The sequence below is a fragment of the Micromonospora arborensis genome (assembly GCF_003205615.1).
In the GTDB taxonomy this organism is placed as follows: Bacteria; Actinomycetota; Actinomycetes; order Mycobacteriales; family Micromonosporaceae; genus Micromonospora; species Micromonospora arborensis.
In genome coordinates, this window is sequence record NZ_PYBV01000035.1 from 13,559 (window position 1) to 40,231 (window position 26,673).

Here is a 26,673-nt window from a genome sequence, read left to right on the forward strand (position 1 = left end):
CCGCCCAGGTCGTGCGTGGGTAGCCTGACGGCCGTGCGGATCCCCGACTCCCCGCCGCCGGCTTGGCTGTACCGGCGGCGTCGCCTGCTGCTGGACGTGCTGCTCTTTGCGGTGGTGGCCGCCCCGGTCGGCTACGCCGAGGTCAGCCCGCCCTACACGCGGTACACGCTGCCGCTGTTGGTCGGCAAGCTGCTGCTGCTCGGTGTCGCGGTGGTGACGACTCGACGTCAGCCGTTGGTCGCCCTGGTGCTGGCGGTGCTCGGGTCGGTCGTCGATGGCAACTTCGTGTTCGCCATTCCGGTCTTCAGTTATCTCGCCGGGCGGCGCAGCGCCACGGTGGGTCCGGCGATCATGGTCTTCATGCTGATCACGGCCGGTGGCACGGCGCTCAACCTGGGGTTGCTCGGCACCGGCGCGGCCACCTGGTTCCTGCTCGCCTCGGTGCTGCTCTTCGCCGCGGTGTTCCCCTGGTTGGTGGGCCGGTACCGGCGTCAGCAGCAGGAGTTGGCCGACGCGGGTCGTCGCCACGTCGAGGCGCTGACCCGGGTGGAGCGTGGCGCCGCCGAGCGGATCCGGTTGCGGGAACGGGCTCGGATAGCCGGGGAGATGCACGACTCGCTCGGTCATGACCTCAGCCTGATCGCGTTGCGCGCCGCCGCTCTTGAGGTCGCCGCCGATCTCGACGACCGGCACCGGGCCGCGGCGGGGGAGTTGCGGGCCAGCGTCTCCGCCGCGACCGAGCGGTTACACGAGATCATCGGGGTGCTCCGCGAGGAGGGCGGCGCGTCGGTGCGTCCGAGCGGGGAGACCGTCGCCGACCTGGTCGAGGGTGCCCGGGAGGCCGGCATGGCGGTACGGCTGGACGCCGCACCGGGGGTCGCGGACCTGCCGGCGATGACCGGCCACGCCGCCCACCGGGTGGTCCGTGAGGCGCTGACCAACGCCGCCCGGTACGCGCCGGGTGCCTCGGTCGACGTGCGCCTCGCCCGGGCCGGTGACCGGGTCGAGGTGAGTGTCGTCAACGGCGCACCGCCGGCTGGGCCGTTGCCCGCGCCGACGTCGCAGGGCAGCGGGTTGCTCGCCCTCGCCGAGCGGGTCCGCCTCGCCGGTGGGAGGCTCGACGCCGGCCCGGGCGACGACGCCGGATTCGCCGTACGGGCGGAGTTGCCGGTGAGCGGTCCGCCGTTGGAGGCGGTCGACCTGGTGGGCTGTGAGCTGGGTCTGGCAGTACGACCCGGCGAGGGCCGGCCCGGTCCGGTGGAGCGGCCGGTGGATGCGGAACGGCGGCTGCACGACGCCCGCCGACGAGTCCGGCGCAGTCTCCTCGTGGCGCTCGTGGCGCCGGTCGGCTTCGCCCTGGTGCTCTCCTTCGTCTACTACCCGGTGGCGACTGCCGGGACGGTGCTGGACCGGGCCACCTTCGACCAGATGCGCGTCGGCACGGCCCGGTCGGAGTTGACCGGGCTGCCCCGGCGGCAGTTGGAACGCCCCACTGAGGCCGACCCGGCCGACTGCGAGTACTACACCGACGGCAACTTTCCCCTGGCGGAGCCGACCTGGCGGCTCTGTTTCACCGACGGCCGGCTGGTCAGCAAGGAGTGGATCGCGTAGTGAACACCGACATGGCCGGGGCGTCGCCGGTCCGGGTGGTCCTGGCCGACGACGAAGCGATGATCCGGGCGGGTGTCCGGGCCATCCTCGCCACCGATCCCGGCATCGAGGTGGTCGCCGAGGCCGGCGACGGGCACGCGGCGGTGGAGTTGGTGCGCGCGCACCGACCTCGGGTCGCGTTGCTGGACATTCGGATGCCGCGGCTGGACGGGTTGGCCGCCGCCGCCGAGATCCGCCGGGTCGTGCCGGAGACCGCGACGATCATGCTGACCACGTTCGGCGAGGACGACCATGTGGCCCGGGCGCTCGGGCACGGCGCCAACGGGTTCCTGCTCAAGGCCGGCGACCCGCGGGAGCTGATCGCGGGTGTGCACGCCGTCGCCGACGGTGGCGCGTACCTGTCACCGAAGGTGGCCCGCCGGGTGATCGAGCTGGGGGCCGGGAGGCTGGCCCGCCGGCCGGTCGCACGGGACCGTACGGCCGGGCTGACCGAGCGGGAACGGGAGGTGCTGGCCCTGGTCGGGGCGGGGCTGTCCAACGCCGAGATCGCCCGTCGGCTGCATCTCGTGGAGGGCACCGTGAAGAGTTACCTGACCAGCATCTTCACCCGGCTGGATGTGCGCAACCGGGTGCAGGCGGCGATCCTCGCGTACGAGGCGGGGTTGGTCGACGGCTGAGCGGGGACCGGTACGGTCCCCGCTCAGCCGGTGATCCGTTACGCGTCGCGGCGGCGCAGCGCGTACCGGCCCAGCAGCAGCGCGGCACCGGCCCACCCGGCCAGCAGGAGCAGCCCGACCAGGCTCGGGTACGGCTCGGTGTCGCCGGCCATGAAGTGCCCGCCAGCCACGCCGGGGAACACGTCGGCGATCCGGTTCAGCACGTCGATGTCCGGCTCCTGCAGCGACAGCGGCACGATCATCAGGGTGGCGAGGAGCACGGTGATCGTGAGCACCGCGCTGCGCAGGGCGGCGCCGAGGCCCAGGGCGAGCACGCCGACCAGCGCCAGGTAGATCGCCACCGCCACGATGTCGCCGAACGTGCCGGCGGCCGGGGCGCTGCCCCACTCGCCGAGCACCGGGCGGGCGACCAGGGCGCCGACGCCGCCGAGCAGCAGGCCGAGGACGAAGGTGACCGCCCCGGCGACGGCGGCCTTGGCCAGCAGCACGCGACCGCGGGACGGGGTGGACTGCAGCGTCGTCCGGATGGTGCCGCTGGTGAACTCGGCGGTGATGGCCAGCAGGCCGAGCGCCAGCACCACGTACTGGGTCATTTCGACCGAGTCGATCAGCACGCTGCCCACGGTGACGACTCCCCGGTCGTCGGTCGGGTCGTCGTTGGTGTTGGCGTTGGCGGCGTAGATGGCCAGTTGGCCGGCGCTCGCGGCCATCACCAGCAGCCCGGCCAGCGCCGTCCACCAGGTGCTGCGGACCGAGGACAGCTTGGTCCACTCGGCGGCGACCGCGCCCCGGAAGACGCCCGGCGCGCCGGCGGCCGGTGCGGTGGCGGGACGGCTGCCCGCGTCGGTCTGTGCGCTCATCGTTGCCCACCTTCGGTCGGGCCGCCGGCGTACTCGACGCTGTCGGCGGTCAATTCCATGAACGCCTGTTCCAGGGTCGCGGCCTGCGCGGTCAGCTCGTGCAGTCGTACGCCCAGCTCGTGTGCCAGGTCCCCGACGCGGTCGGCGGTGGTGCCGGTGACGGTCAGCTCGGTGCGGTCGGCGGCCTGCACGGTCGCGCCGGCGGCCGCGAGGCGCGCGGCGAGGGCGGCGAGGCCGTCCGGGTGCGGGCTGCGGACCCGGACCGCGACCGTACTGCCGGCGATCACGTCGTCGATCGCTGCGTCGGCGAGCAGTCGTCCCCGGCCGATCACCACGAGCTGGTCGGCGGTGAGCTGCATCTCGCTCATCAGGTGGCTGGAGACGAAGACCGTCCGTCCCTGGTCGGCCAGCGAGCGCATGAGCTGCCGCACCCAGCGCACCCCGTCCGGGTCGAGGCCGTTCACCGGCTCGTCGAACATCAGCACCGGTGGGTCGCCGAGCAGCGCCCCGGCGATGCCGAGCCGCTGGCCCATGCCGAGGGAGAGGGTCCGTCCCGGTTTCCCGGCGGCCCGTGCGTCCAGCCCGACGGTGTCCAGCACCTCGTCCACCCGGCGGGTGGGGATGCCGTTGCTGCGGGCGGTGGCCAGCAGGTGCGCCCGGCCGGAGCGGGCCGGGTGGATGGCCCGGGCGTCGAGCAGCGCACCCACCTCGTGCAGTGGCCGGCGTAACTCCCGGTACGCGCGCCCGTCGATCAGGGCCTGCCCGGCACTGGGACGGTCCAGCCCGAGGATCATCCGCATGGTGGTGGACTTGCCGGCGCCGTTGGGGCCGAGGAAGCCGGTGACGCGGCCGGGCGCGACGTCGACGGTCAGGGCGTCGACCGCGACGGTCGCCCCGAACCGTTTCGTCAACCCACGTAATGTGATCATGCGCTGACGCTAGGCGCGCGGCCCGCTGCCGCACCGCGCCCGAACGGCACCACCCGGTACTGACTTTCGTCAGGCTGGCGGCTGGCCGGTCACTGGACGTAGTCCTCCAGGAGTGCCGGCGTGAGCCCGGCCCGGTGGATCGCCTTCAGCGCCGCGAGCAGGTCGTCCATCAGGGCCGGCCGGAAGTGCATCAGCAGCACGTCGCCGGGGCGTACCACCTTCTCCGGGGTCTGGTAGCGGACCTTTCCCTCGTGGACGGTCTCGGACCAGTGGAAGACCGCCTTCGCGCCGCAGTCGTGCGCGGCCTGCAAGGTGGTGGTGTCGTGTTCGCCGAACGGGGGGCGGAACAGGGTCGGGCGCTTGCCGAACAACGCCTCCAGCTTGTCCGCCGCACCGCAGATCTCCTGCTTCTGGTGGTCGTACGACCGGCCGGGCAGCGAGGTGTGCCGGATCGTGTGGTTCTCGACGACCCCGCCCGCCACCTCGATCTGCCGGAAGTAGACGTCGTGCTCCTCGGCGGCCGGTGAGTTGAGGAACATCGTGACCGGGATGTGCGCCTGCCAGATGAAGTCGGGCACTGCGGGCGGGCGGGCCAGGCCACCGTCGTCGATGGTGATGAAGGCGACCTTCTGGTCGGTCGGCAGGCGGTGCCAGATCGGGGCCGGCCCGGTCGCCGGCAACTGCACCGGTTGCGGTGGTGGCGCCTCGGGAAAGGTCGGCACCTGGGACACGTACCACGCCAGGCTCCCGGGTGCGGGCTTCGCCGTCGGGGACGGCGAGGTCGACGGCGTCGGGGACGGGGTGGCGGGGCTCGGCTGACCCGCGGCGACCTGACGGACGTGGATCGCCTGACCGGGGCCGGCTGTGCAGCTACTCAGCGCCAGGATGGCCGGAAGCGTTACCGCCGCGAGGATGCGGCGCACGGGGGCTGATGACACGCCCGGAAACATATCGGGTCAAGGTCAGGATCGCGGCCCCTCGGTGCCGCGCGTACCGGCGGCGGCGATCACGAAGGCGTCGGGCATCCGGAAGGTGAGATTGTCCGGGCACCAGGGCGGGCGGACCACGGTCACCCCGTCCAGCAGCGGCGCGGCCTCGGCGACCACCACGGCGGCCTCCATCCGGGCCAGCACGTCACCGACGCAGCGGTGGGCGCCCGCCCCGAACGCCAGGTGTCGGCGCGATCCGCGCTGGCCCGGGCGGAACTCGTCGGGCGACTCGACGACCGCTGGGTCCCGGCCGGCGCGGCCCAGCCAGAGCACGAGGCTGCTGCCCGCCGGCACCGCCGTCGGGCCCAACGTGGTGTCCGTCGCGGCCACCCGCCGCCAGGTGACGATCGGCGGTTCCAGGCGCAGCCCCTCCTCCACGACGTCGGCCACCGCGACCTCGCCGGTGCGCAGGCCGGCGCGCACCGTGGGCTCGCCGGCCAGCCGGTGCAGCAGCAGGGTGAGGAACTGCGAGGTGGTCTCCTGCCCGGCGACCAGTAGGAAGAAGAGCGCGCCGACCACCACGTCCGGCGGGTGCCCGGCCGCGCGCAGTTCGGCGGCCAGCCCGCCGCCGGTGGCGGCGAAGTCACGCAGTACGCGGTGGAACCGGCCCACCTCGGCGGCGAGTGCCACCTGCCGGTCGGCGTCCAGCGGTGCCCAGAACAACTCCAGCGCGGCGCGGGCGAACTCCTTGACCGCGCCGACCGGGGCGTCCGGCAGCTCGACCAGCCGGGCCAGCACCAGCAGCGGCAGGTCGGCGGCGAGATCCGCGTACAGGTCGACAGGCGTGCCGGCGTCGAGGGTGGCGCCGAGCCGGGCGACCCGGTCTCGGACCAGCGTGGTGAGCCAGGGCCGCTGCGCGGCGACCCGCGCGGGGTGCAGGACGTCCGCCACGATCGCCCGGATCTTCCGGTGGCTGGCACCCGAGTTGTTCGCCAGGGTCGGCGGCAGCCGGAACCGGTGCCCGGCGAGCACCCGCAGCGCGGTCGCCGGCATCGGTGTCACCGCGTCCAGCGCGTTGTCCGGTCGGTAGGTGACCGGGTCGGCGAGGACCTGACGGACCAGCGCGTGCCGGGTGACGAGCAGGTGGGTGCCGCCGACGTGGTCCGGCACCCGGGCCACGTCCGGCCATGCGGGGTCGGTTACCCGCGCCCAACTGCGGAACAGCACCCGGCCACGCTAGCTGGAGGCCCCCGGCAGCCCGGCCCGCAGCCGCCAGACGGTGGTGCGCTTCACCCGGACACTCTCCAGCGCCTCCGGCACCGGCACGTCGTACGCCGCCAACTCGTCGAAGCGGTCCCGGGGCAGGAACGCCCGACCGGGGTCGCCGACCAGCGCCGGTGCGCCGGCCCGGGTGGCGCGGAGCAGGAACCGCAGGACCCGGCGGGCCATCGCGTCGCTGTAGAAGACGTCGCCGGCGAGCACCACCTCGGCGTCCCCGGCGTCGGAGTCGAGGATGTCGCCGAACTCGGCGTCGACGCGTACCCCGTTGGCCTCGGCGTTGAGCGCGACCGCCGCCACCGCCAGCTCGTCCACCTCGACGGCTCGCACCGACGCGGCGCCGGCCCGGGCGGCGGCGATGGCCACCAGGCCGGAGCCGGAGGCGAGGTCGAGCACCCGGCGGCCGGCGACCAGCTCCGGGTGGTCGGTCACGTAGCGGGCGAGTGCCTGCCCGCCGGCCCAGGCGAACGCCCAGAACGGCGGCGGCCGGTCGGTGGAGAACTCGCCCTCGGTCAGCTCCCACAGCCCGATCGGCTCGTCGGCCTGGTGCAGCCGCACCTCAGGGACGAAGGGGACCGGGGTCAGCCGGGCGTGCAGCCGGACGAACGCGCTGGAAAGCTCGGACACGTCGACGATTGTCCCAGCGGGCCGACTCCCGGCGTGTCGCGGGGGAGCGGTGACCGGTTCACCACCGTCGGTGAAAACCCACCCTCTCCTTGCCGTCCGGTGCGAACACACCCGTCTGGTCGGGTCGATGCCCCGCTTCTAGCGTTGCGGGTGGGGGCGACCGGAGGCGAGGACGGCGGTGGTGACGGTGTGGCGGTATGCGCTGAGGGCAGGGGTGGTACTGGCCTGCCTGAGTGGGGTGGGGTTGACCCTGGCCGCTCCGGCACAGGCGGCGTTCACCACCGAGCTGAGTGGGCTGCCGGCCCGGTTCACCGCCGGCGAGCAGGTACGCACGGTGTCCGCGGTCGTCTCCCGGACCGACCGGCGCGGCGGCTGCGTGAAGGTGCGGTGGTCGATGGTGCTCAGCGTCCAGGGCATCCGACTCGACCAGGTGAAGATGGATCGGGTGGAGGAGACCGGGGACTTCCCCCTGGACGTCCGGACCGAGGGCAACGTGGCGCGGCTGACCGACCGGCAGTTCGATCCGGGCACGCTCTGCCCGGGCCGCACCGTCACGGCACGCTACCGGGTGGCCTTCGACGAGGACGTCACCCAGGGCCGGGTCACCCTCGCCGCCGAGGCGTACGACGCCGACGCGCGTCTGCTGGCCCGGCAGACGGCCACGCGCTCCGTGGTGGGGGTGCGCGGCGTCCCGACCGCCACGCCGAAGCCGACCGCCACGCCGAAGCCGAGCGCCACTGCGCCGCAGCCCAGCGAACCGGCGAGCGCGCCGGCCGAGGAGGACACGTCCGGGGTGGAGCCGGTGGGGGACTACCCGGCCGACGCCGCGCCGCCGCCCGGCCGCCCGGTCTCGCAGTCCGGCGGGTTCGGTGCCGTGCAGGCCGCGTTCCTGCTCGGCGGGCTGCTGCTCTCGCTCGGGATGGGGTTGCTGCTGCGGCTGCGCCACCTGACCCGCGCCGCGGGCGACGACGTCGAGGACCCGCCCGAGGACCCGCCCATGGACCGGCGCTGGGAGCGACCGGCCCCGGCCGACCGTTGGCGACCGGCCCGCCGCTGACCGGGGCCGTGAGGGCCGGCGGACACCCCGCCGGCCCTCACGGTGTCACTTCGAGAACGCCTGGAACTCGGCGATCCTGACCTGGTTCCGGGCCGGGCTGGCGGTCGCGCAGTCCGTCGTCGTGGCCGGGTCGTCGTCCTGCTCGCCCGCGTACTGCGGACCGCCGGTGCACTGGCTCGCCAGCACCTCCAGCCGCAGGTGGGTGGCGAGGGTGGTGGGCACCGCGAACGTCCGGAGGTTGATGTCCCGGCTGTAGGCCCGGTACGCCCCACCGGGGAACGCGTCGCCCGCGCTGGTGTAGATCCGTTGCCAGCGCGCCGGATCCGCGCAGTCGGTGGTGGTCGCGTTGCAGGCGGACACGGCGAACGAGCGCAACGCGCTGAGCGCGTTCTGACTGCCGGTGTCGGCGTCGCCGGCGATCGCCGGGCGCAGCATCGCGCTGACGTTCACCCGTTTGACCACCTGCGCGGCGTCCCCGGGCAGCGCCACGGTGAGCTGCCGGCCGGCGACCCCGTCCAGCGAGGCCCAGTTCGTCGACTCGGTGTCGTCGACGATCCGGTCCAGGTTGACCCCGTCGCCGCTGACCGTGGCACCGGACGCGGTGGACGCGAGGTTGCGGCTCATCCGCAGGTCCACGTACCCGCTCTGGCCGGCCTTGGCGTCCACGCTGAGCCGCTGGTGCCCGAAGCCAGGGGCCACGGCGAGCAGGTCGTACGTGCCGGCCACCAGCTCCACGGTGTCCGGGATCGGCGTCGCCGGGTCGGTGTCGGCCACCGGCACGGCCCGCGCCTCGTACGCCCCGACGTACACCCGGATGGGCGCGTCGGCGCTGTCCCCGCGCGGGCGCAGGGTGAGCGTCGCGTTGCCACCGCCGGGGGAGGCGAAGCTCGGCGTCGGGTCGGTGTCACCGGCACCGACGGTGACGGCGTCCCGGCCCATTCCGGAGCGGGCGAACTCGGCCCAGATCAGGTCCTGGTTCGCGCCGCCGAAGCGGAGCAGGTCGGCGGTGAGCATGTTGTCCCGCATGTCGAGCATGCTGACCTGGCTGGCGGCCTGTAGCAGGAACGAGTCGAAGACCAGTTGCGACCAGCGCCGGTTGCCGGGGCACTTGTCGGCGGCGACCTTCCCCTGCGCGCATTCGAGCTGTCGCTGCGGGGTGCCGAGGCCGTACCGCTTGACGAGCGCGGAGCGGACCCGGAAGTTGGTGGCGCCCCAGATCTCCCCGTCGGCGTGCACGGCCGGCCCGCCGGTGTTGTAGCCGATGTCGGAGTAGTTGAGCGGGCTGCGGCTCAGGTCGTAGTTGCGGATGCCGCTGACCAGGTTGCCGGTGACGTAGCCGCCGGTGACGAAGGGCGTCTCGCCGGGCGCGCGCAACCCGTGCTGGAAGAGGTACTCGGCGGCGAGCAGGTCACCCCAGGACTCACCCATCGCCCCGCCCTGGTGGCCGCCGATCCCGCTGTCCGGGCCGGCGATCATCCGGTTGGTGATCGCGTGGGTGTACTCGTGACCGATCACCGTCATGTCGTAGTCGCCGTCCACGCACGGCGGGTACGGCCCGCCGGCCAGCGGCTGCCACAGGTACATGTTGGTGGTCGGCGGCAGCCCGTCGCGCATGGTGCCCTGGTTGGCGTTGTTCCGGTTGCCGGTCAGCGCGCCCTGCTGGGCGCGGCCCTGCTCGGCGTCACCGCCCAGTCCGTCGGGGGTGAGGTTGACCGCCTGGAGGTTCCACGCCGACTCGGTGAAGCCCAACTGGTACGACCAGTCGTGCAGCCGGTTGTGCATGGCGAAGAGGTTGGCGATCGACGCGTCCGCGTCGTTGCGCTGGGTGGAGGTGAACACCCCCGGGTTGCAGCGGGCCTGGTGCCACTGGTCGGTGAAGGGGTATTCGTAGCGGCGCTCCGGGCTGGTGGTGGCCGGCACGATCGGGGTGCCCGACCCCCAGGAGAGCACCGTGTTGGCCGAGTTGCCGCGCGAGGTGAAGGTCGGCGTGCCGGTGGCCGCGTCGACATCCCACGGTTGGCCGGTGGCCGGGTCACGGAAGGCGGCCTGGCACCCGGGCGACGGGTCGCCGCACCAGCGCACCCGGGGGTCCTGCCCGGGGCCGAGGTCGCGGGGCGGGGTGGCCGGGAAGACCGCCCAGTTCGGGTTGTCGGAGTCGAAGTCGACGAGGTCCTCCCGGACCAGCACCTGCCCGGTCCTGCCGTCCACGTAACTGGTGAACGCGGCCGGCTGTTCGGTGTCCGCACCGATCATGGTCACCTCGTAGGCGGCCCGAGGCCCGTCCAGCGGGGTGGGGACCGCCACGGCTCGCACGGTGTGGCTGGCCACCGCGTTGGTGCTCAGCTTCGCGTCGGCGAGCGCGGCGGCGTACGCCTGCTCGGCGGTGCGGGTGGCCGGTGCCGGGGCGCCCGTGTTCCGGGCCAGCGAGGAGCTGACCGAGAGCACCGTGCCGTTGGTGACCGCGATGGTGACGAGGCCGTCCGGTCCGGCGGGCAGATCGCCGAAGCGTTGCCGGAGGGTGACCACCGTCCCGCTGCCGATCGGCCGGACCAGCACCCGTTCCATGCTGGCCACCGCGGCGGCGTCCATCCCGAACAGGTCGCGGTTGGCGGTCAGGTAGGCGCGGGCCGCGGCCTCCGGGTCGGCGGACAGCCCGGTGGCCAGCGGGGTGCGGCCGGGGCCGAGCGCCTGCGGGGTGCCGAGCCGGTTCCACCGGACGTCGGGATCGGCGGCCCGGGCCAGGCCACGCTGACGGGCGTCGGGTGCCGCCGTACCGATGCGGTTGTCGACGTCGGCCGGTTCGTGCCCCTCGGCGAACGGTCCGGACCGGCGCTCGGCGGACGGCGCGCTGCCCGCGGGGGCGGCGGTGCTCGCGCTGGTGGGGAGCAGCGCGGCGACCGTCGCCGTCGTCGCCAGGACGGCGATGAGCCGGCGTCGACGCCGGCTCATCGGGGGTGACCATTGCGGTTGTGGCACAGGACCTCCTCGTGGGAGCGGGATGGCCGACGGTCGCCGGCCGCCACTGCGCGAAGACGCATGTGCATCTGTGGATATCAGTCGATCGTGATGGCGGCAAGGTCCAGGGCCGCCGATGCGGCAACAGATCGACATCTCTTGGAGAAGGGCGCGGTCGGGTGTCAGGACGCGCCGTGCACCGACTGTCCGTCGCCGTCCACGGCATCGCCATCGACGCCCCTCCCGAGCGGGAGCGAGCGCGGCGCTGGTTGTCCACGGTGGCGATGGCGCCGACCGGCTACGGGCGCTGCTGTGTCGGGCACATCCGGGGCCACCGCCGTGGTCAGTCGCTCGGCGCCCAGTTCGGGTCGCGGCCGAAGGCGGCCAACAGGTGATCCTGCTCGTCTGCGTCGTCGGACACCAGCACGCCGGGCCGGACCAGGTTGTTGCGCCGGTAGTTGTCGATCTGGCCGGTGAACCAGCCGGCGGCGGCGCGCACCACGTTCGGATCGAAACTCGGCTCCGCCCCGATCGCCACCGCCACGTCCCAGCCGTGGACGAGATGCTCGGCGAGGAGTTGCTTGAGGTATTCCGTCGCCGGGGTCTCGCCACTGGAGAGGTGCACGGTGCGGTCGATCGTGCCGGGATGGGTGGCGGCGATCTCTGCCTGCGCGGCCGCCTCCCGCGCCATCGAGATCGGGTCGGTGCCGAGCTGGTCGCCGTCGAGCCGGTCGCCGACCTCGTCGATGGTCCGGCCGGCGAGCAGCGGAACGCTCCACCGGTCCTCGGTCACCACGTGGTTGACCAGCGCCCGTACGTCCCACTCCGCGCAGGGTGTCGGGTCGGACCACTGGCCGGGCTCGATCTGATCCACCCGGTCGACGAATTCGGCCAGGCTCCGGCGGTACGCGTCCAGCAGATCCATGCTGCCGATTGTTCCGGTCCGCGCGGCGGGCCGAGCCGTTTTCCCCGGCCTGGTGGGGCGAGTTCAGTGCCGGGCCGCCCGGCTCAGTCCAGCTCGGCCTGGTCCAGGCCGAGCTCCCGGGCGGTGACCAGGCGGACCCACTCGCCGAACTGCCGGCGGGAGATCACCCGGTCGTGCACGGCGAGCTGCACGGCGAGGCCGTCCATAACCGCGCTGATCCGCCAGGCGGCGCCGTCCGGGTCGGCGCACTGGAAGGTGCCGTCGGCCACCCCGGCGGAGATCACCGCCGCCAGGTCCTGCCGCCAGCGCAGGTCGAGCCGGCGGGAGACCTTCTCCAGTTCGGGGGTACGCAGTGACTCGGACCAGCCGTCGATCCACATAGACCAGGAGGTCGCCCGCCCGGCCGGGGTGTAGAGCTTGAGGATCCGGCGGAGCTTGGTCAGCGGCGGGGCCGAGGAGCGGGTCACCACGTCCAGCCGGGCCAGATCCTGCTCGACCGCGTACGCGAAGGCCTGCGCGAGCAACCGTTCCTTGGTGGCGAAGTGGTAGAAAACCAATGCTTGACTCACTCCGGCGGCCTGCGCCACGTCCGCCGTCCGGGTGTTGGCCAGACCCCGCTCCACGATCACGTCGCAGGCGGTGCGCAGCAGGGCATCCAGGCGGATCTCGGCCGCACGTCTCGTCACGACGGTTACCGTAGCCCATTCGAGTGAACACGAACAGTTACCGCTGCCGTCCGATCCGCGCTGCGACAGTCGGAAGCCGGACACTTCCTGGGGCTGTCGTCGGTCGTTCTCTCAAGAGATGTTCGTCGAGGTCCGCCGCGAGTGGTCGGCGCGCGGAGAGGTCCGCCGGCCGGCAGCCGGGGCGGCGCTGGTGTTCATGGTGTGGCGACGGCCGAAGGTGACGGTCGGTGACCCGTCGAGGCGCCAGGCCAGCCCCCTAGGAAGCCTGTCGGTGGTGGCGCCGGTCCCGCCGATCATGGGTGGGACGCGCCGGGGGCGACCCCGAGTTGGCAGTAGTTCACCGGCTCGGCTAAAGTTCTCATCCGTCACCCGGGAACGTCCGGGGGGCGTGCGGACGTAGCGCAGCTGGTAGCGCATCACCTTGCCAAGGTGAGGGTCGCGGGTTCGAATCCCGTCGTCCGCTCGGAGCTGCCGCCACGCATGACGGGGGCAACCTCGGTGGGGTGGCCGAGAGGCGAGGCAACGGCCTGCAAAGCCGTGTACGCGGGTTCAAATCCCGTCCCCACCTCAGCAACAAGCACGGGCGATTGGCGCAGTGGGAGCGCGCTTCCTTGACACGGAAGAGGTCACTGGTTCAAACCCAGTATCGCCCACCAGTTGGACGAACAGGTCAAACGGCTCGTTACCGGAAGTTTCCGGTAACGAGCCGTTCTGGTTGGTGGTGGTAAGGAGCAAGCCGGCCAGGCTCAGTCACCTGTGCAGCGTGTCAGGACACCGCGGTCGATCGGCTGAGCTCTTCCCAGGCGGTCAGGTCGGCGAGACGCGATTCGAGCTCGGCGCGGAGCCCGTCGACGGCGTCACCACCCAGCGCGAGTCGAAGAGGCGGATTGTCGCTGTCCACCGCGGTGACGATGGCTGCGGCGGCCTTGGCGGGGTCGCCTTCCTCGGAGCCCTGCATCGCGTTGACGTAGGCGCGGAAGGCCCCGGCGGTTCCACTGTAGGCGTCGATGACCGTCGCCTCGCTCTTGTTGCTGTTGATCTGGGTGCGGAATGCTCCCGGTTCCACCATCACGACGCGCACACCGAATGGGGCAACCTCTCCCGCCAGCGTCTGAGACAGGCCTTCGAGGGCGAACTTTCCGGCATGGTAGGCCCCGAAGGCATGGAAGCTCGTCTGTCCACCCATCGAGCTCATCTGCACGATGGTTCCGCTACCCCGCTCGCGCATGCTCGGCAGTACAGCCTTCGTCGTCTGGGCGGCGCCGAAGAACAGGACCTCCATCTGCTCACGCAGTTGCTCCGTGGTGAGTTCCTCGACGGCGCCCATCATGAGGAATCCGGCGTTGTTGACGAGAACGTCGATCCGGCCGAATAGTGCCAGCGTCGCCTCTACCGCAGCCTTCACGGAGTGGGGATCGGTGACGTCCAGAGCGTAAGTGCTGACCTGCCCGTTACCGAGATCGGCGAGGTCTTGAAGAACTTCGGGACGGCGCGCTGTCGCCATCACCCGGTCACCCGCGGCCACTGCGGCGAGCACAATTTCACGGCCGAAACCGCTTGAGCACCCCGTGATAAGCCACACGCGGTCCTGGGTTTGACCTGTCATGTCTTGCTCCTGATCGGTGTCGGTTCTCTATTGACTGCTTGCGAGAACCATTCTTATTGCAGGCGCGCGACAGGGTCCAACACATGTTTCCTGGGGCAGTGACAGTCTGCTCCTGTGACGTCCCTCGGGCGCGTTCCCCAGGCCCGCGCGGCACTGGATCGCGCCGAGCAGGTCGCAACCACAGGACGAGTCGTACGTGGCGAGGTCGGCCAACCCGAAGCCCTCAGGGCGGTCTGCACGCTAACCTCACCCTCACGCGCCCTGTGTGAGGTGTCGACTTCGTGGCAGTCGGCAGCGGCTACAGGATCAAACTGTGGTCGGCACAGGAAAAGGGTGTTGGACGCGGCAGACCCGCTCTGCGGATGATTTGTCTCGTCAACCACTGGACGGTTCGGCTCGCTGGGCCGAAACGTGAACCCTCGGATATTCGCAAAGGAATAATCATGCCTTCGGAAGTTTCTCTTGAGCAGTTCGCCGACCGCTTCGCCCTGCGCGATCTGGTCGATGCCTATGCCCACCGCGCAGACGTGAGGGATTTCAAGGGACAGGCGGCGCTGTACGCGGAGAATGGTCGGGTCGCCGTCTACACCGCCGACCCCAGCACAAACGAACCCGCCCAGGTGCTGACCGGCCGGGACGAAATCGAATCCGGTATCACGGCGACGTTGCAGGACTTCGAGCAGACCTTTCACTTCAACGGCCAGAGCACGGTGCTGACGCTGAGCGGTGACCAGGCGACGGGCGAGAGCTACTGCATCGCCCACATGGTGACCAACGCGGCCGGTGAACGAACCCTGACGGCAATGACCATTCGCTACCGCGACACGTTCACACGTGTCGACGGAAGGTGGCTGTTCGCCGAACGGCTGCTCCTGATCGGTGTCACCGAGCAGCGCCCGCTGGCGGCCTGAACCTCCGCGAGAGCCCGGGGCGAGGGCTCACGTCAGGCTGAGCCGGTAACCAACCCCGCGTACGGTCTGCACACGCAGGGTGTCGTCGGCAGCGCGCAGTTTGCGGCGCAACCGCTTCACCGCCGAGTGCAGGACCGATGTGTCGCCGAGGTACGCACAGCCCCAGACCGACTCGAAGAGCCTCTCGTACGTCCAGACTCCGACCGGTTCGGTGGCGAGTTGGGTGAGCAGGTTGCGCTCAAGTCGGGTCAGGGTCAGCGGTTGCCCGCGCCACGTCACCAGGTGGTGAAGCGGATCGATCTCAAGGTCGCGCAGGCTGATCCGACCGGAGGTGGAGGCGGCGGCCGGAGCGGGCGCGGAGGTGGTGGCGGCCGGAGCGGGGCCGGCGGTGGCCGCGGGGCTGAGCAGCGGGGCCGGCCCGCCGATCAGGGGCGGACCGATCATCGCCTGCAGCTCCGCCAGGTCGGCGCAGATCACCAGGGTGCCGAGCCCGTCGAGGCGTCGGACCATCCGCTCGCGCACCGACACGTCGGCGGTTACGCAGAACACGAGGGACATGTCGTCGACCACTGCTCTCCTCCCCAGGCACCACGTGAAAGACAACGCTGTCTGACCCTCATAGTCAAGGTTTCCTCAGACGGCCGTTGCCGTGCCGGGCGGCTCAGAAGGTCAGCAGTCGGAACTCGCCCACCGGCCGGAAGCCGAGGTTGCGGTAGACCGACTCACCGATGGGCGACGAGGTGAGAGCGGCTGTGCGGGCGCCCCGCTCGGCGGCGAGTCGGAGCGCCGCGCTGGTCAGGGCCGCGCCGATGCCCCTGCGACGCTGCTCCGGTTGCGTGCCCACGAAGTAGAGCGTGACCAGACCCTGGCTGAGCCAGGCGACGGTCGTTCCGACGATCCCGCCGTCGTCGAGGCGACCGGCCAGCCGGATCACGGTGCCGTCGCCGGTGAAGGCCTTCTCCCGTTCGATCGTCGCCGCCACGCCGTCCGCCGATATTCCGGACACCCGGGCGTACGCCGCGACGAAGGCGTCCAGGTCGGTGGTCTCGGTGATGTCCAGGCCGGCTGGCGGCGGGACGTCCGCCGCCTCTCCGATCGCCAGGGTCATGATCGGCAGGCGGGCGACCTCGACGGCGCCGAGGTCGGCCAGGCCGTCCGCCGTGCCCGGGTCGCTGTCCGGGCCGACCCACCAGACCCGGGGTACGCCGTGGAGGCGCTGCCGGGCCTCGGCGAGCGCGTCCTGCGGTGTGCGCCCCGCCACCCGCAGTACGCCGTTGAGCGTGGCGTGCGGCACGCCGCTGCGATAGGTCGGGAGGTCCGGGCCCCCGGCCACGCCAATGTTCCAACCGAGCAGATACGCCCGGTGCGCCGCCAGCACCGTGTCGAGTGACTCCATGATCCCTGATCGTAACCCGGGGCTCTGGAAGCCCATTGACCAGCGAAAAGGCGATCGATGCCCGACGGCTTACCCGGTCGCGGAGAGCAGTGCCTCGGCGAGGTCGGTGCGGGCGCTGAGGAGCGATCGGCCCCGCCGGTGGGTCACCACCAGACCGGCCGCGCGCAACGCGGTGAGGTGTTGGGAGACCCCGGCGGGCGACATTCCGCTACGGCGGGCCAACTCGGTGGTGCTCACCGGCGAGGTCAGCTCGGTGAGCAGCCGTGCCCGCCCGCGTCCGAGCACGGCGGCCAGCGCTTCCGGGACGCCGGTCGAGCGTTCCCAGAGCGTACCGAGCCCACGGGCGGGATAGGCGAGCTGCGGCGCGTCCCCGGCGGAGACGCTCAGCACCGACGGCCAGACGAAGACCAACGGGATCAGCACCAGGCCCGGACCGTCCGCGACGTCCGGGGCCAGGCAGTGCTGCTGCGCGACGAGCAGGGTGTCGGCCTCCCACCGGACCTGCCGGTGCAGGTCGTTGAGGAGCGCCGCCGCGCCTTCCTCGGCCAACAGGCGGGCGCGGGCGGTGACGTCCGCGTCGAGCAGCAGCCGCAGCCGTGGCCAGTCCGGGGCCAGGGCGATCCGCCAGTACGCCTCGATCTCCTCGGTCAGCCGCCGCAGGCCGGCAGGCGGGTCGGCGTAGAGGGCGGCGAGCGCCGGAGTGCGCTCGCCCGGATACAGATCCAGGTGCGCGCGGACGGTGTCAGCCGGGGTGGCCCGCAGGGCGGCCAGCTCGGCGGCGAGATCTGGAATGAGGCCGGTGGGAGACGGGGTGAGGAAGTCGGCCAGGTAGCCGGGCGGGGCCGGCACCAGTTGCCAGAGCAGCCCGCCGTCCGGGCCGGCCAGACCCGCCTCGACCAGCGCTGGACGGACCCGGCGTACCCAGGGCAGGTGCACCGCGTGGTCCCCGGGGTCGCGCAGCACCCGGATGCTCGCGACGACCTCCCACAGGCAGGAGACGGCGAACCGGATGCGGGCGACGGCACCGGCCGACAGGCTGATGGCGACCACGGCACCCCCGGTGGATTCAGCTGGGACTGAAACATTACCGCCGAGGTCAGGGACGGCCGAGACTTGCCGGGTGAGCGAACAACACACCCGAGCCGAACTGTTCCGATCCCTGCACACCCCGGGGTCGCCGCTGGTCCTGGTCAACGCCTGGGACGCCGCGAGCGCCCGCATCGTGGCGGCCGCCGGCGGCCGCGCGGTGGCCACCACCAGCGCCGGCGTCGCCTGGAGCCTGGGTGTCCCCGACGGCGACGTCCTCGGCCGCGACGCGGCCGTCGACCTGGTCGGCCGGGTCGCCGCCGCGGTGTCGCTGCCGGTCACCGCGGACATCGAGTCCGGGTACGGTGCGACCACCGCCGAGGTCGGCGCGACTATCCGCGCGGTGATCGATGCTGGTGCCGTCGGCGTGAACATCGAGGACGCCCGGCGTGACGCCGGCTCGCCGTTGCGCGACGTGGCCGATCAGTGTGCCCGGATCGGCGCCGTACGGGGTGCGGCCGACGCGGCCGGGCTGCCGCTCTTCGTCAACGCCCGGATCGACACGTTCCTCAGCGGCGCCGGGGGCGTCGACGAGACCGTGGCCCGGGCCGTCGCCTATCTGGCCGCCGGCGCGGACGGCATCTTCGTGCCCGGGGTGGTCAACCCGGCGACCATCGGCGCGCTGGTGCAGGCGGTGCCGGCGCCGCTGAACGTGCTGGCCGGGCCGGGTGCGCCGGCGGTGGAGGAGCTGGCCCGGCTGGGGGTGGCCCGGGTGAGCCTCGGCTCGTCGGTCGCGGAGGCCGCGTACGCGGTTGCCCGACGGGCGGCGGACGAGGCGTTCGGCGCCGGCACGTACGGCGCGCTGACGGACGCCCTCGACTACGGCACGCTCAACGCGCTGATGCGCTGAGCGGGCCACGGGTGCGACGAGCCGGCCGCCTTTCCAGTCAGGCGGCCGGCCCGGAACCGAGTGATCCGCCGGGTACGCCACCGACGGACGGTGGTGGTGTCACAGCGGCGGGGCGATGTCCCGCCGCTCCTCGACCTGGCGGTATTCCACCGGCTGCTCGGTGGTGGTGACCACCTGGCGGCGGCGACCCCAGATCAGCGTGGTCATGATGAGGCCGAGTACGCCGGCCCCCATCAGGATCCAGCCGACCACGTCGAGGTTGATGCCGCCGACGCTCGCGTCCAGGGCGAAGGTGAGGATCGCGCCGAGCGCAATCAGGAAGATGCTGGTGCCGATACCCACGACAGCCTCCTTAAGGGGGTGTGGTGCGCTGTCGAGCCCTTCAGTACCCCGGTGCCGACCAGTGCAACCGCCGCCCCCCCAGGGTGCCGCGCCAAGCGATCTTGGCATCGGGTAGAGTTCACCTGTCGCCGGCGCTAGTCGGGGGCGTGCGGACGTAGCGCAGCTGGTAGCGCATCACCTTGCCAAGGTGAGGGTCGCGGGTTCGAATCCCGTCGTCCGCTCTTGATCCGCCTCGGGCGGTCACCATGGGCGATTGGCGCAGTGGGAGCGCGCTTCCCTGACACGGAAGAGGTCACTGGTTCAAACCCAGTATCGCCCACCAGTAGTCGATCATTCGCCGGCGCGGAGTACCTCGCTCAGCCGGTCGCGTCGCCGCAGCGCCGACTCGACAGGTACGACCGTGGCGGCCGCCGCCAGCAGCGCCACGCTCACCAGGCCCAGCAGCCACCACGGTAGGACCGTCGCCGGGTCGGCGGCTTGGCCGGTGAGCAGCCGCAGGTCGAGCGGGCCGAGCGTCAGGCGTGCGAGCAGGGCCCCGAGCAGCGGGCCACACACCGCGGCGACCACGACCGGCGGCAGCAGCTCTCCGGCGGCGACCCAGCGGACGTCGCGTGGCCGTAGGCCGAGGGTCCGCAGCCGGGTCAGGGTCTGCCACCGCGCCGACGCACCGGCGGCGGCGGCGAGCGTGAGGCCGAGCAACCCCAGCGCCAGCAGCACCGCGGCGGCCGTCCACGCCAGCCGTAGTAGCCCGGCGGTCAGCGGGGCCACTCGCTGCGCCCGCAGGACGTCCGCGCGCAGCACGACGTCGGCGGCGACGCCGGTGTTCGACACGGCCCGCGCCGCGCCGGAGCCGGTCACCCAGACGGTGTTCGGAACGGCGGGCAGCCCGGCGTCGGCGAGGGCCGCGGCGTCGACGATGACGACGTCGGTGGCGCCGCCGACGGAGGGAGCGGTGCCGACCGCGGTGAGACGGATCGCGGGGGCCTGGTCGTCGTCCCGGGGTAGCTGCAGCCGCGTGCCGGTCCGCAGAGCGCCGTCGCTCGACCGGACCAGCGCCGGGACGTCCCCGGGGCCGGGTGCCGTGAGCCGGGCCAGCGCCGGCGCGTCCGGCAGCGCAGTGCTGGCCAGCAGGCGCTGGAACGCGGCGGCGTCCACGACGACCAGGCGTGGGGTGAGCAGCGTCGAGTCGGCGAAGACGCGTGCCGAGTCGGTCACCTGCGCGACGACGACCTGCCCTACCCCGGGTGCGGCGGCGACGCGCTCGGCGAGTGCGGGCGTGGCCGCCTCGGCGTCGGCGCTGACGTCGAGGCGGGCGTCGGCGCCGACGGCACTCCACGCGCCGTCGGTCAGACCCCGGGTGACGGTGCTGCCGAGGATGAGCGCGAACGACGCGAGCGCCGTGGTGCTGACCAGAACCAGCAGCGGCAGCGCGCGTCCGGCCGTTGTGGCTGCCTGGGCGGCACTGAACACGGCCAGCGGGCGGCGCGAGCGCAGGGCCTGTCGGAGCGCGAACCGCGCACCGAGGGGCAGGAGCCGGAGCAGGACGAGCGCGCCGACGAGCGCGCCCAGAGTGAGGGCGCTGATCGGCAGGATCAGGTCACCGGTCAGCTCACCGGTGCCGTCGTCGGCGGCGACGGGCAGGAGCCCGCGCTGGTGCAGCGTGACGAAGGCGGCGACCGCGGCGATCAGGACAGCGGCCTCCACGGCGGCCCGGCGGAGCTGGCCGGTGGCCCGGATCCAGCGCCGAGCGGCCGGATTGGCGGGTTGACGCCGGTCGCGGCTGGCGCGGGCGGCGGCGCGGGTGCCGAGCGCCGGCCCGGCGACGGCACCGGCCAGGACCACGGGAACGGCCCAGGTCCAGGAGACGCCCGGAGCGACCGCGCGGGCGAGCGCGAGCCCGACGGCGGCGGCCGACAGGGACACCATGGTGGACTCGATGATCAGTTCCGCACCGAGGTCGGGTAGTGCCGCCCCGCGCTGCCGGGCGGCGCTCAGCACCGGGGTACGGCGGCCGACCAGCAGGTCGGCGGCGAGCAGCAGGACCAGTACCGTGGCGGCCAGCACCCCGGCGAGCAGGACGGCGGCCTGTGCGGAGGCGGCGCTGTTGCGTGCACGGGCGTCGCGCAGGACGGTGTCGAGCTGCGATTCCCACTTCAGGGCTTGGCCGCGGTCGCTCGATGAGCCGGAGGCTGCCTTGAGTTTGACCACCTGGCTGGCGAGCGCCGCGGTGGCGTCCCAGGTGAGCGCGTCGGGAGCGGGTGCGAAGTGGACGGTGCGCCGCAGTTGGTCCTCGTCGACGGCGAGCCGGGCGTCCGGTAACGACTCGCGCGACAGCAGGCCGGCGAACCGGGTGGTCCCCACGCCGTCGGCGCCGGGCACGGGGCGCAGTAGCGCCGGGGCGAGTCGCCAGGCTGGGTCGGCGCTGTCCGCGGGTCGGTAGATCCCGCTGATCCGGACGTCCTTGTCGCGGCCCTGGCCGTCCTTGACCGGGATTCGATCGCCGGGGCCGAGGTTGAGTGCGGTGGCATCCGGCTCGGACAGGCCGACCTGCACCGGCCAGGGCGGTCCGTCGTAGGGGATCTCGACGTACTCGTCGGAGACGGCGGGGCCGGGCGGGCTGCCGGCGATCCAGGCCACGTCCGGGCCGCCGAGGTCACCGGCCAGGTAGGTGAACTGGAAGGTACGCGGCACACTGCCGTCGGTGATGTTGAGGATCGGGCCGTTGACAGCGGTGACGGGCGGGAGCAGCGCGGCGTCCAGGTCGGGCCCGAGCGCGTCTGTCGCCCGGGCGCGGAAGTCGTCGAGCTCCTCGCCGAGGCGGGGCATCCGGACCCGCCCGCCGGTCGGCCCGTCGTCGCGTTCCCAGTTGGCGTGTACGAGGACGTTCGAGTCGGTGCCGGCGCGGTGGACCGTGTCCTGGACGGCGTTGTCGGCGGCGGCGCCCAGCAGCGCCGGCACGGCCCCGGCGAGGAGCGTGACGGCCCCGATGACGGTGGCGGTGAGCAGCAGAGGTCCGGCGTCGGTACGGCCACGGCCACGGATGCTGGGCCAGTGCAGTGCCGGCCACCGGCGGGTCAGCCACCGGTTCACGGCGCCACCCGCAGGTGCGCGGCGTTGGCGCGGCGGACCTGGACGGTGACCACGATGGCGACCGCCAGCACGCATCCGGCCAGCAGTACGGCGAGGAACGCGGCCTCGGCTGGCCACGGCCAGTGTGGCTGGGTGGCCGGGACGGGCGCGGCGCCGGTGTCGGAGCGCACGAGCAGGGGAGCGACGATGCGGGTGGCGAGCGCGCCGACGGCCGCGCCCGCCGCGAGCAGGGGCAGCAGAATGCCGACGTGCTGGCCGAGCAGCACGGCCCGGATGCCGCGCCGGGACATCCCCAGGCCGCGCAGCCGCGCCACCTCGACGGCGCGGACCTGTAGATCACAGGTGACGTGCAGGACGACGCCGGCGAGCAGCAGCAGGGCCGCGGCGGGGACGATGAGCCGCAGCGCGGCCGGCAGTCCGGCGCGCAGCGGGCCGCCGATGAGGCGGGCGGTCTCCGCCTCGCGGGTCGCGATGGTGCCCAGGTGCAGGGCGTTGGCCCGCTCGGCGGCACCGGGACCGGCTGGATGGCCGACCCACCAGGCGTCGACCGGGAACGTCAGGTCGCCGGTGACGGCGCGTGCGCGGGACAGCGTGTCCAGGTCGGCCAGGACGGCGACGGCGCCGGGGGCGGACGGTACGGTCGGCACCACCTCGGCGACGACGATCGGGACGGGCGTGATGCCGACCGTGACGCTGAGCTGGCTGCCGCTCTCGGCACCGATCTCGCTGGCAAAGCGGGCCGAGACGGCGACGGGCACCGGGCCGGGGTCCGGGAAGGCGGTGGCGACGAGGGTCCGGGCGGCGTCCTCGGCGCCGCCGAGGTCGACGGTCGCGGCCATCCGCAGCGCGGTTCCCGTCGGCGTGGCGGACAACCCGACGGTCAGGTCGGTCAACCTGCTCGGGACCGGCGGCGCGGACGTGACGGTCCAGTCCGATCCGTCGGTGGACCTCTCCGCCGACTCGGCGGGCGGCACGGTGAGTGTGACGGCCACGGCGACGGGTCCGCCCACCGCGTCGGTGCTGACCGGCAGGGCGACCGCGACGAGGCGTAGCCCGTCAACCGTCGCGCAGGCGGGCAGCCGAAACTCGTGGCCGTCGAGCGGTACGGCGGGACCGGTGCAGGACGTACGGAGGCCGCTGGGGTCCTGCAGCAGCAGCCGGGGCGTCACGACGAGCGGGGTGTCGCCGGTGGCGGTCCCGCTCAGGACGAGCGGGGCGCCAGTCGGAATGGCGAGGCCGGTGACCGGGGTGCGGGGCGCCAGCGTGGCGCCCACGTCCGCCCATCCGCGGTCGCCGTCCAGCCGTCCGCGTAGCAGGGCGTCGGCGCGGGTGGTGTCGACGGCGACCAGGCGCGGCGCATCGCCGGCGCCGCCGAGCCACTGACCGACGGCGGTACCACGGTCGAGGACCGGACTCACGGCCCCCGCGGTGGCCGCGCCGACGACCGCGCCCTCGCCGGCCACCGGCGCCGTGCCGAGGGTGAGTGCCAGGTCGGTGCCGACGGAGAGCGCGGCCTGGTCGCGCTGCGACTGGTGCCACGTGTTGTCGAAGGCGAGGCCGAAGGTTCCGGCCGCACAGGCCAGTCCGACGAGCAGCCCGGCGGCGACCGCTCGTGGCCGACGGGCGGTCTCCGCGACTGCCAGCGGAAGCGCCAGACCGCGGGCGCGGTACGCCAGCCGGTCGGCGCCGCGAAGGGCGGGCAGTACCACCCGGAGAGCCAGGGCGGCGCCCGCGGTGAGCAGCAACGCCGGCGCGAGCACCCGGACCGCGTCGGCGCGTGGGCTGGCGGCGGTGGACTGCGCGTGCAATTGCCACCATCCGGCCGCGGCGAACACCGCGAGCAGGACGTCGGCGCCGGATCGGGCCAGCAGTTCGCGGCGGGTGCGCTGGTCGCCGGCTGCCGGGACGGGCCGGATCGCCAGGACGGTGAGTACGGAGGCGAGCACCAGCGCCCCGCCGGCGACCGCGAGAACCTGTGCACCGGCGATGGCCGGCCGGACGGTCAGGCCGGCGCCGTCCAGCGGCGGCAGGTGGGTCAGGCCGGCGTGCAGGGCCGACGAGGCCGGTATCGCGAGCGCGGCGGCGACGGCGGCGACGAGCCCGGCCTCGAGTGTCGCGGTGGCGGCGAGTTGGCGACGGCTGGTGCCCAGGGCGGACCGCAGGGCGGTCTCGTCGGCGCGGATGCCCGTGGTCAGCCGTCCGGCGAGGACGAGTGCCGTCGCGGCCAGGACACCGCCGAGGACGGCGATGGCGAGCACGACGGCGGCGGTGACGTGCTGTTGGTCGTCGGCGGCCCGCAGGGTCGCCGGCAGGTCGGAGGAGACACGGGCGAGCCGGACGCGCTCGCCGAGGGTGCCGGCCAGCCGGCCGTCGGCATCGCGGACGGCCCCGGCCACGGTCTCCAGGTCGTGGCGGTTGGGGTGGGACAGGTCCGGATGGGCGGTGACCTCCATCCGGTCGACGGTGGCGCCGGTGGTGACCAGGTCGGCGAGGTCGACGAGGAACGGGCCGTAGGCGTTGACCGGCTGCATGAAGCGGCCGTCGCGGTAGCCGGTGGCGGAGCCGGCCGCGGCGAGCGGGTCGCGGTCCCAGCCGCGCCCCGGCAACGGGCGTACCACACCGACGACGAGCACGTCGATGGCCGGGACGGGCGCGTGGGCCAGCTCGGCGCCGAGGCGCACCCGGCGACCGGGGGTGAGGCCGAGCAGTTGTGCGGTGGACTCCAGCAGCACCGCGTCGCCAGGGTGTTGTGGCCAGCGTCCGGTGACCAGCTCGGCTCGGGACGGCAGGTCGTCCAGCCCCGACAGGTACGCCTGGGCTCCGACGGTGGTGCCCTCGGCGAGCGCGGGCGGCAGCGCCCGCAGCACTGTCGACGCCCGCGCGGTCGTCGTCACCGGGAACGGTGCGAGCGTGGAGGCCACCACGGTACGGGTGTCGGCGGCGACGGACGACGTGTCCCGGCCCTCGACGGCACCGGTGTAGACGGTCACGTCGACGGCGGCGGGGGCGGCGTGGGCCATGGCGACCTCCAGCGCCCGCTCGGCGGTGCGGGTGATCAGCAGGGTGCAGGTACCCAGCAGGGTCGCGCCGATCGTGACGACCCCGAGGAGGGTCGCCAGCAACGGCCACTGCGCGCGAGCGCGCCGACTGACCAGCCTCATCGTCGCGTCACCCGGCGTCCGGCACAGGCGCGTACGGCTGCTCGGCCGCCTGCTCGTCGAGGTGCCCGTCGTGGATGCGGATCACCCGGTCGGCCAAGGCCATCATCACGGTGTCGTGCGTCGACACCAGTACGGTGACGCCTTCGGACTCCACTATCCCGCGCAGCAGGGCCATCACCGACAGGCCGGTCTCGGCGTCCAGTTGCCCGGTGGGCTCGTCGGCGAGTAGGAGCCGGGGCGAGGCGGCCAGCGCGCGGGCGATCGCCACCCGCTGCTGCTGGCCGCCGGACAGCTCGGCCGGCCGCTGTCGAGCGTGGTCGGCCAGGCCGATCAGCTCCAGCAGCAACTCGACCCGCCGCTCGCGCTCGGTTGGGGCGACACGGGCCATCCGCAGCGGGGCCGCGACGTTCTCCGCGGCCGACAGCACCGGGATCAACCCGAAGCTCTGGAAGACGTACGACACCTTCTCGCGCCGCAGCCGGGACAGGCCGTCCTCGTCGAGCGTGGTGACGTCGGTACCGTCGACGTGCACGCTGCCGGCGTCCGGGCGGTCCAGGCCGCCGATGACGTTGAGCAGGGTGGTCTTGCCCGAGCCGGACCGGCCGACGAGCGCCACCATCGAACCGGCGGCCACGTCGAACGACACGCCGCGCAGGGCGTGTACGACGGTCGGCCCGGTGCGGAAGCGCCGGTGTACGCCGCGCACGCGCAGCAGCGGCTCGCCGCTCATTCGCCGCTTCCCGAGTCGGGGCGGATCGTGATGTGGTCGGGTTCCAGGGCCAGCCGGACCCGTCGGGTCAGCGCCAGCGCCTGGCGGAACTCGCGGGGCACCTGGACCCGCCCGGCCCGGTCCATCACTGCGTACTCCTCGGCGATCATGTGCGTGTCGCCCTCCGCGTCGGTGGTGGTGCGGCGCAGCACCTCGCTGCTGGTGCGCCCGTCCCGGATCGCGATGGTCCGTTCGACCTGGCCGCTGACCTCCGGATCGTGGGTCACCACGACAACGGTGACGCCGTAGCGCCGGTTGACGTCCCGCAGCACGCCGAAGACCTCCGCGGACGTGGCGGCGTCCAGCTCGCCGGTCGGCTCGTCGGCGAGCAGGACCCGCGGCTGGTTGGCCAGCGCCACCGCGATCGCGACCCGCATCTGCTGCCCTCCGGAGAGTTGCCCGGGGCGCCGATCGGCGCAGTCGGCGACACCGAGGCCGTCCAGCAGTTCGGCCGCGCGCTCCCGGCGCTCCTCCTTCGGGGTACGGGCCGCCGTCATCGGCAGGTCCACCATCTCCCGTGCGGTCAGGTAAGGGATCAGGTTGCTCGCCGTCTGCTGCCGTACGAACCCGACGGTGTGCCGCCGGTAGTTCACCCGGTCGGCGCGGGACATCGCCAGCAGATTCCACTCCTCGACCCGGACCCGCCCGGCGGTGGGGGCGTCGATGCCGGCCAGGATGGAAAGCAGCGTCGACTTGCCCGACCCGGAGGCACCGACGACGGCGACCAGTTCACCGCTCTGCACGGCCAGGTCCAGTCCCTGCAGTGCCTGCACCTCGATCGAACCGGTCTGGTAGATCCGCACCAGGTTCTCGCAGACGATGAGCGCGTCCTGGCCGAACTCGGGCGCCCGCGCGGATGGCTGCGGCAGGGACAGCGGTGGGCTGGTCATCGCCTTCTCCGTCCGGGTTGTGCCGACGTCGAGCCAGC

General features: G+C 73.1%; 22 protein-coding genes and 5 tRNA genes. 10 read left to right on the forward strand and 17 right to left on the reverse strand.

All coding sequences use genetic code 11. From position 1 onward, the window contains the following. The first annotated feature begins 33 nt into the window (after positions 1–33). Both C7C45_RS25230 and C7C45_RS25235 read left to right on the forward strand, forming a co-directional pair. A complete protein-coding gene (locus C7C45_RS25230) occupies positions 34–1,611 on the forward strand; it encodes a sensor histidine kinase (RefSeq protein ID WP_244200558.1) in 1,578 nt (525 codons plus the stop codon). 11 nt (positions 1,612–1,622) lie between these two features. Continuing rightward, positions 1,623–2,288: a response regulator gene (locus C7C45_RS25235; protein WP_110566240.1), complete on the forward strand. Its 666-nt coding sequence runs from the start codon at positions 1,623–1,625 to the stop codon at positions 2,286–2,288. Positions 2,289–2,326: 38 nt separating this feature from the next. On the opposite strand, the gene C7C45_RS25240 is transcribed toward C7C45_RS25235, so the two are convergent. The 5 genes from C7C45_RS25240 to C7C45_RS25260 form a co-directional block, all read right to left on the reverse strand. Then, positions 2,327–3,148, reverse strand: coding sequence for an ABC transporter permease subunit (locus C7C45_RS25240; protein WP_110566201.1), 822 nt, complete (start codon positions 3,146–3,148; stop codon positions 2,327–2,329). Continuing rightward, positions 3,145–4,077 carry an ATP-binding cassette domain-containing protein gene (locus tag C7C45_RS25245; RefSeq protein WP_110566202.1) on the reverse strand — a complete coding sequence of 311 codons (933 nt, stop codon included), beginning with the start codon at positions 4,075–4,077 and terminating at the stop codon, positions 3,145–3,147. Before C7C45_RS25245 ends, C7C45_RS25240 begins: the two co-directional genes overlap by 4 nt. An 89-nt stretch (positions 4,078–4,166) precedes the next feature. Then, the gene (locus C7C45_RS25250; protein ID WP_244200559.1) at positions 4,167–5,015 is read right to left on the reverse strand and encodes a polysaccharide deacetylase family protein; all 849 of its coding nucleotides are present in this window, start codon (positions 5,013–5,015) and stop codon (positions 4,167–4,169) included. Between the two features lie 24 nt (positions 5,016–5,039). Next, positions 5,040–6,233 carry a cytochrome P450 gene (locus C7C45_RS25255; protein ID WP_110566204.1) on the reverse strand — a complete coding sequence of 398 codons (1,194 nt, stop codon included), beginning with the start codon at positions 6,231–6,233 and terminating at the stop codon, positions 5,040–5,042. A 9-nt stretch (positions 6,234–6,242) separates the two neighbouring features. Continuing rightward, on the reverse strand, positions 6,243–6,911 hold the full coding sequence (locus C7C45_RS25260) for a class I SAM-dependent methyltransferase (RefSeq protein ID WP_110566205.1): 669 nt from the start codon (positions 6,909–6,911) through the stop codon (positions 6,243–6,245). A gap of 181 nt (positions 6,912–7,092) precedes the next feature. Here C7C45_RS25260 and C7C45_RS25265 point away from each other — a divergent pair, with 181 nt between their 5' ends. Further along, a complete protein-coding gene (locus C7C45_RS25265; RefSeq protein WP_110566241.1) occupies positions 7,093–7,968 on the forward strand; it encodes a hypothetical protein in 876 nt (291 codons plus the stop codon). A 45-nt stretch (positions 7,969–8,013) separates the two neighbouring features. Here the strand turns inward: C7C45_RS25265 and C7C45_RS25270 are convergent, their stop codons facing one another. The 3 genes from C7C45_RS25270 to C7C45_RS25280 all read right to left on the reverse strand — a co-directional run bounded on the left by C7C45_RS25270 (position 8,014) and on the right by C7C45_RS25280 (position 12,534). Continuing rightward, positions 8,014–10,917, reverse strand: a complete 2,904-nt coding sequence (locus C7C45_RS25270; protein ID WP_244200560.1) for a M36 family metallopeptidase — start codon at positions 10,915–10,917, stop codon at positions 8,014–8,016. A gap of 349 nt (positions 10,918–11,266) precedes the next feature. Beyond that, positions 11,267–11,848: a TIGR03086 family metal-binding protein gene (locus C7C45_RS25275; RefSeq protein ID WP_110566207.1), complete on the reverse strand. Its 582-nt coding sequence runs from the start codon at positions 11,846–11,848 to the stop codon at positions 11,267–11,269. 83 nt (positions 11,849–11,931) lie between these two features. Continuing rightward, the gene (locus tag C7C45_RS25280) at positions 11,932–12,534 is read right to left on the reverse strand and encodes a TetR/AcrR family transcriptional regulator (protein WP_110566208.1); all 603 of its coding nucleotides are present in this window, start codon (positions 12,532–12,534) and stop codon (positions 11,932–11,934) included. 390 nt (positions 12,535–12,924) lie between these two features. On the opposite strand from C7C45_RS25280, the gene C7C45_RS25285 reads away from it, so the two are divergent. From C7C45_RS25285 to C7C45_RS25295, 3 genes are all read left to right on the forward strand, one after another. Then, positions 12,925–12,997 (forward strand) — tRNA-Gly (locus C7C45_RS25285). A 34-nt stretch (positions 12,998–13,031) separates the two neighbouring features. Beyond that, a tRNA-Cys gene (locus tag C7C45_RS25290) sits at positions 13,032–13,102 on the forward strand. A gap of 13 nt (positions 13,103–13,115) precedes the next feature. After that, a tRNA-Val gene (locus C7C45_RS25295) sits at positions 13,116–13,190 on the forward strand. 110 nt (positions 13,191–13,300) lie between these two features. On the opposite strand, the gene C7C45_RS25300 is transcribed toward C7C45_RS25295, so the two are convergent. Beyond that, positions 13,301–14,140: an oxidoreductase gene (locus C7C45_RS25300; RefSeq protein ID WP_110566209.1), complete on the reverse strand. Its 840-nt coding sequence runs from the start codon at positions 14,138–14,140 to the stop codon at positions 13,301–13,303. A 281-nt stretch (positions 14,141–14,421) separates the two neighbouring features. On the opposite strand from C7C45_RS25300, the gene C7C45_RS25305 reads away from it, so the two are divergent. Continuing rightward, complete coding sequence (locus tag C7C45_RS25305) at positions 14,422–15,051, forward strand: nuclear transport factor 2 family protein (protein WP_146247404.1); 630 nt, start codon at positions 14,422–14,424, stop codon at positions 15,049–15,051. A 27-nt stretch (positions 15,052–15,078) separates the two neighbouring features. Here the strand turns inward: C7C45_RS25305 and C7C45_RS25310 are convergent, their stop codons facing one another. The 3 genes from C7C45_RS25310 to C7C45_RS25320 form a co-directional block, all read right to left on the reverse strand. Continuing rightward, the gene (locus C7C45_RS25310) at positions 15,079–15,579 is read right to left on the reverse strand and encodes a winged helix-turn-helix domain-containing protein (protein ID WP_425271171.1); all 501 of its coding nucleotides are present in this window, start codon (positions 15,577–15,579) and stop codon (positions 15,079–15,081) included. A gap of 133 nt (positions 15,580–15,712) precedes the next feature. Continuing rightward, positions 15,713–16,447 (reverse strand): GNAT family N-acetyltransferase, encoded by a 735-nt coding sequence (locus tag C7C45_RS34525; protein WP_208641319.1) that lies wholly within the window; start codon positions 16,445–16,447, stop codon positions 15,713–15,715. Between the two features lie 69 nt (positions 16,448–16,516). Further along, the gene (locus C7C45_RS25320) at positions 16,517–17,497 is read right to left on the reverse strand and encodes an ArsR/SmtB family transcription factor (RefSeq protein WP_110566211.1); all 981 of its coding nucleotides are present in this window, start codon (positions 17,495–17,497) and stop codon (positions 16,517–16,519) included. 70 nt (positions 17,498–17,567) lie between these two features. On the opposite strand from C7C45_RS25320, the gene C7C45_RS25325 reads away from it, so the two are divergent. Further along, the gene (locus C7C45_RS25325; protein ID WP_110566212.1) at positions 17,568–18,383 is read left to right on the forward strand and encodes an isocitrate lyase/PEP mutase family protein; all 816 of its coding nucleotides are present in this window, start codon (positions 17,568–17,570) and stop codon (positions 18,381–18,383) included. A 99-nt stretch (positions 18,384–18,482) separates the two neighbouring features. Here the strand turns inward: C7C45_RS25325 and C7C45_RS25330 are convergent, their stop codons facing one another. Then, complete coding sequence (locus tag C7C45_RS25330; protein WP_091400768.1) at positions 18,483–18,725, reverse strand: DUF6458 family protein; 243 nt, start codon at positions 18,723–18,725, stop codon at positions 18,483–18,485. A 148-nt stretch (positions 18,726–18,873) separates the two neighbouring features. On the opposite strand from C7C45_RS25330, the gene C7C45_RS25335 reads away from it, so the two are divergent. After that, positions 18,874–18,946 (forward strand) — tRNA-Gly (locus tag C7C45_RS25335). Between the two features lie 26 nt (positions 18,947–18,972). Beyond that, positions 18,973–19,047 (forward strand) — tRNA-Val (locus C7C45_RS25340). Between the two features lie 8 nt (positions 19,048–19,055). Here C7C45_RS25340 and C7C45_RS25345 read toward each other — a convergent pair. Genes C7C45_RS25345 through C7C45_RS25360 form a run of 4 tightly spaced genes read right to left on the reverse strand, consistent with a single transcriptional unit; the run spans position 19,056 to position 26,635 of the window. Beyond that, positions 19,056–21,815: an FtsX-like permease family protein gene (locus C7C45_RS25345; protein WP_110566213.1), complete on the reverse strand. Its 2,760-nt coding sequence runs from the start codon at positions 21,813–21,815 to the stop codon at positions 19,056–19,058. Beyond that, positions 21,812–24,976: an FtsX-like permease family protein gene (locus C7C45_RS25350; protein WP_110566214.1), complete on the reverse strand. Its 3,165-nt coding sequence runs from the start codon at positions 24,974–24,976 to the stop codon at positions 21,812–21,814. The genes C7C45_RS25345 and C7C45_RS25350 overlap by 4 nt, the downstream gene beginning before the upstream one ends. A 7-nt stretch (positions 24,977–24,983) precedes the next feature. Then, positions 24,984–25,706 (reverse strand): ABC transporter ATP-binding protein, encoded by a 723-nt coding sequence (locus tag C7C45_RS25355; protein WP_110566215.1) that lies wholly within the window; start codon positions 25,704–25,706, stop codon positions 24,984–24,986. Next, on the reverse strand, positions 25,703–26,635 hold the full coding sequence (locus tag C7C45_RS25360) for an ABC transporter ATP-binding protein (RefSeq protein ID WP_110566216.1): 933 nt from the start codon (positions 26,633–26,635) through the stop codon (positions 25,703–25,705). The genes C7C45_RS25355 and C7C45_RS25360 overlap by 4 nt, the downstream gene beginning before the upstream one ends. Between the last annotated feature and the right edge of the window lie 38 nt (positions 26,636–26,673).

What these genes read in the sequence shown, in the direction of transcription:
- C7C45_RS25240 (WP_110566201.1), bottom strand. Translation starts at nt 3,148, where the DNA reads ATGAGCGCACAGACCGACGCGGGCAGCCGTCCCGCCACCGCACCGGCC.
- C7C45_RS25300 (WP_110566209.1), bottom strand. Translation starts at nt 14,140, where the DNA reads ATGACAGGTCAAACCCAGGACCGCGTGTGGCTTATCACGGGGTGCTCA.
- C7C45_RS25360 (WP_110566216.1), bottom strand. Translation starts at nt 26,635, where the DNA reads ATGACCAGCCCACCGCTGTCCCTGCCGCAGCCATCCGCGCGGGCGCCC.
- C7C45_RS25355 (WP_110566215.1), bottom strand. Translation starts at nt 25,706, where the DNA reads ATGAGCGGCGAGCCGCTGCTGCGCGTGCGCGGCGTACACCGGCGCTTC.
- C7C45_RS25275 (WP_110566207.1), bottom strand. Translation starts at nt 11,848, where the DNA reads ATGGATCTGCTGGACGCGTACCGCCGGAGCCTGGCCGAATTCGTCGAC.
- C7C45_RS25350 (WP_110566214.1), bottom strand. Translation starts at nt 24,976, where the DNA reads ATGAGGCTGGTCAGTCGGCGCGCTCGCGCGCAGTGGCCGTTGCTGGCG.
- C7C45_RS25245 (WP_110566202.1), bottom strand. Translation starts at nt 4,077, where the DNA reads ATGATCACATTACGTGGGTTGACGAAACGGTTCGGGGCGACCGTCGCG.
- C7C45_RS25270 (WP_244200560.1), bottom strand. Translation starts at nt 10,917, where the DNA reads ATGAGCCGGCGTCGACGCCGGCTCATCGCCGTCCTGGCGACGACGGCG.
- C7C45_RS34525 (WP_208641319.1), bottom strand. Translation starts at nt 16,447, where the DNA reads ATGGAGTCACTCGACACGGTGCTGGCGGCGCACCGGGCGTATCTGCTC.
- C7C45_RS25235 (WP_110566240.1), top strand. Translation starts at nt 1,623, where the DNA reads ATGGCCGGGGCGTCGCCGGTCCGGGTGGTCCTGGCCGACGACGAAGCG.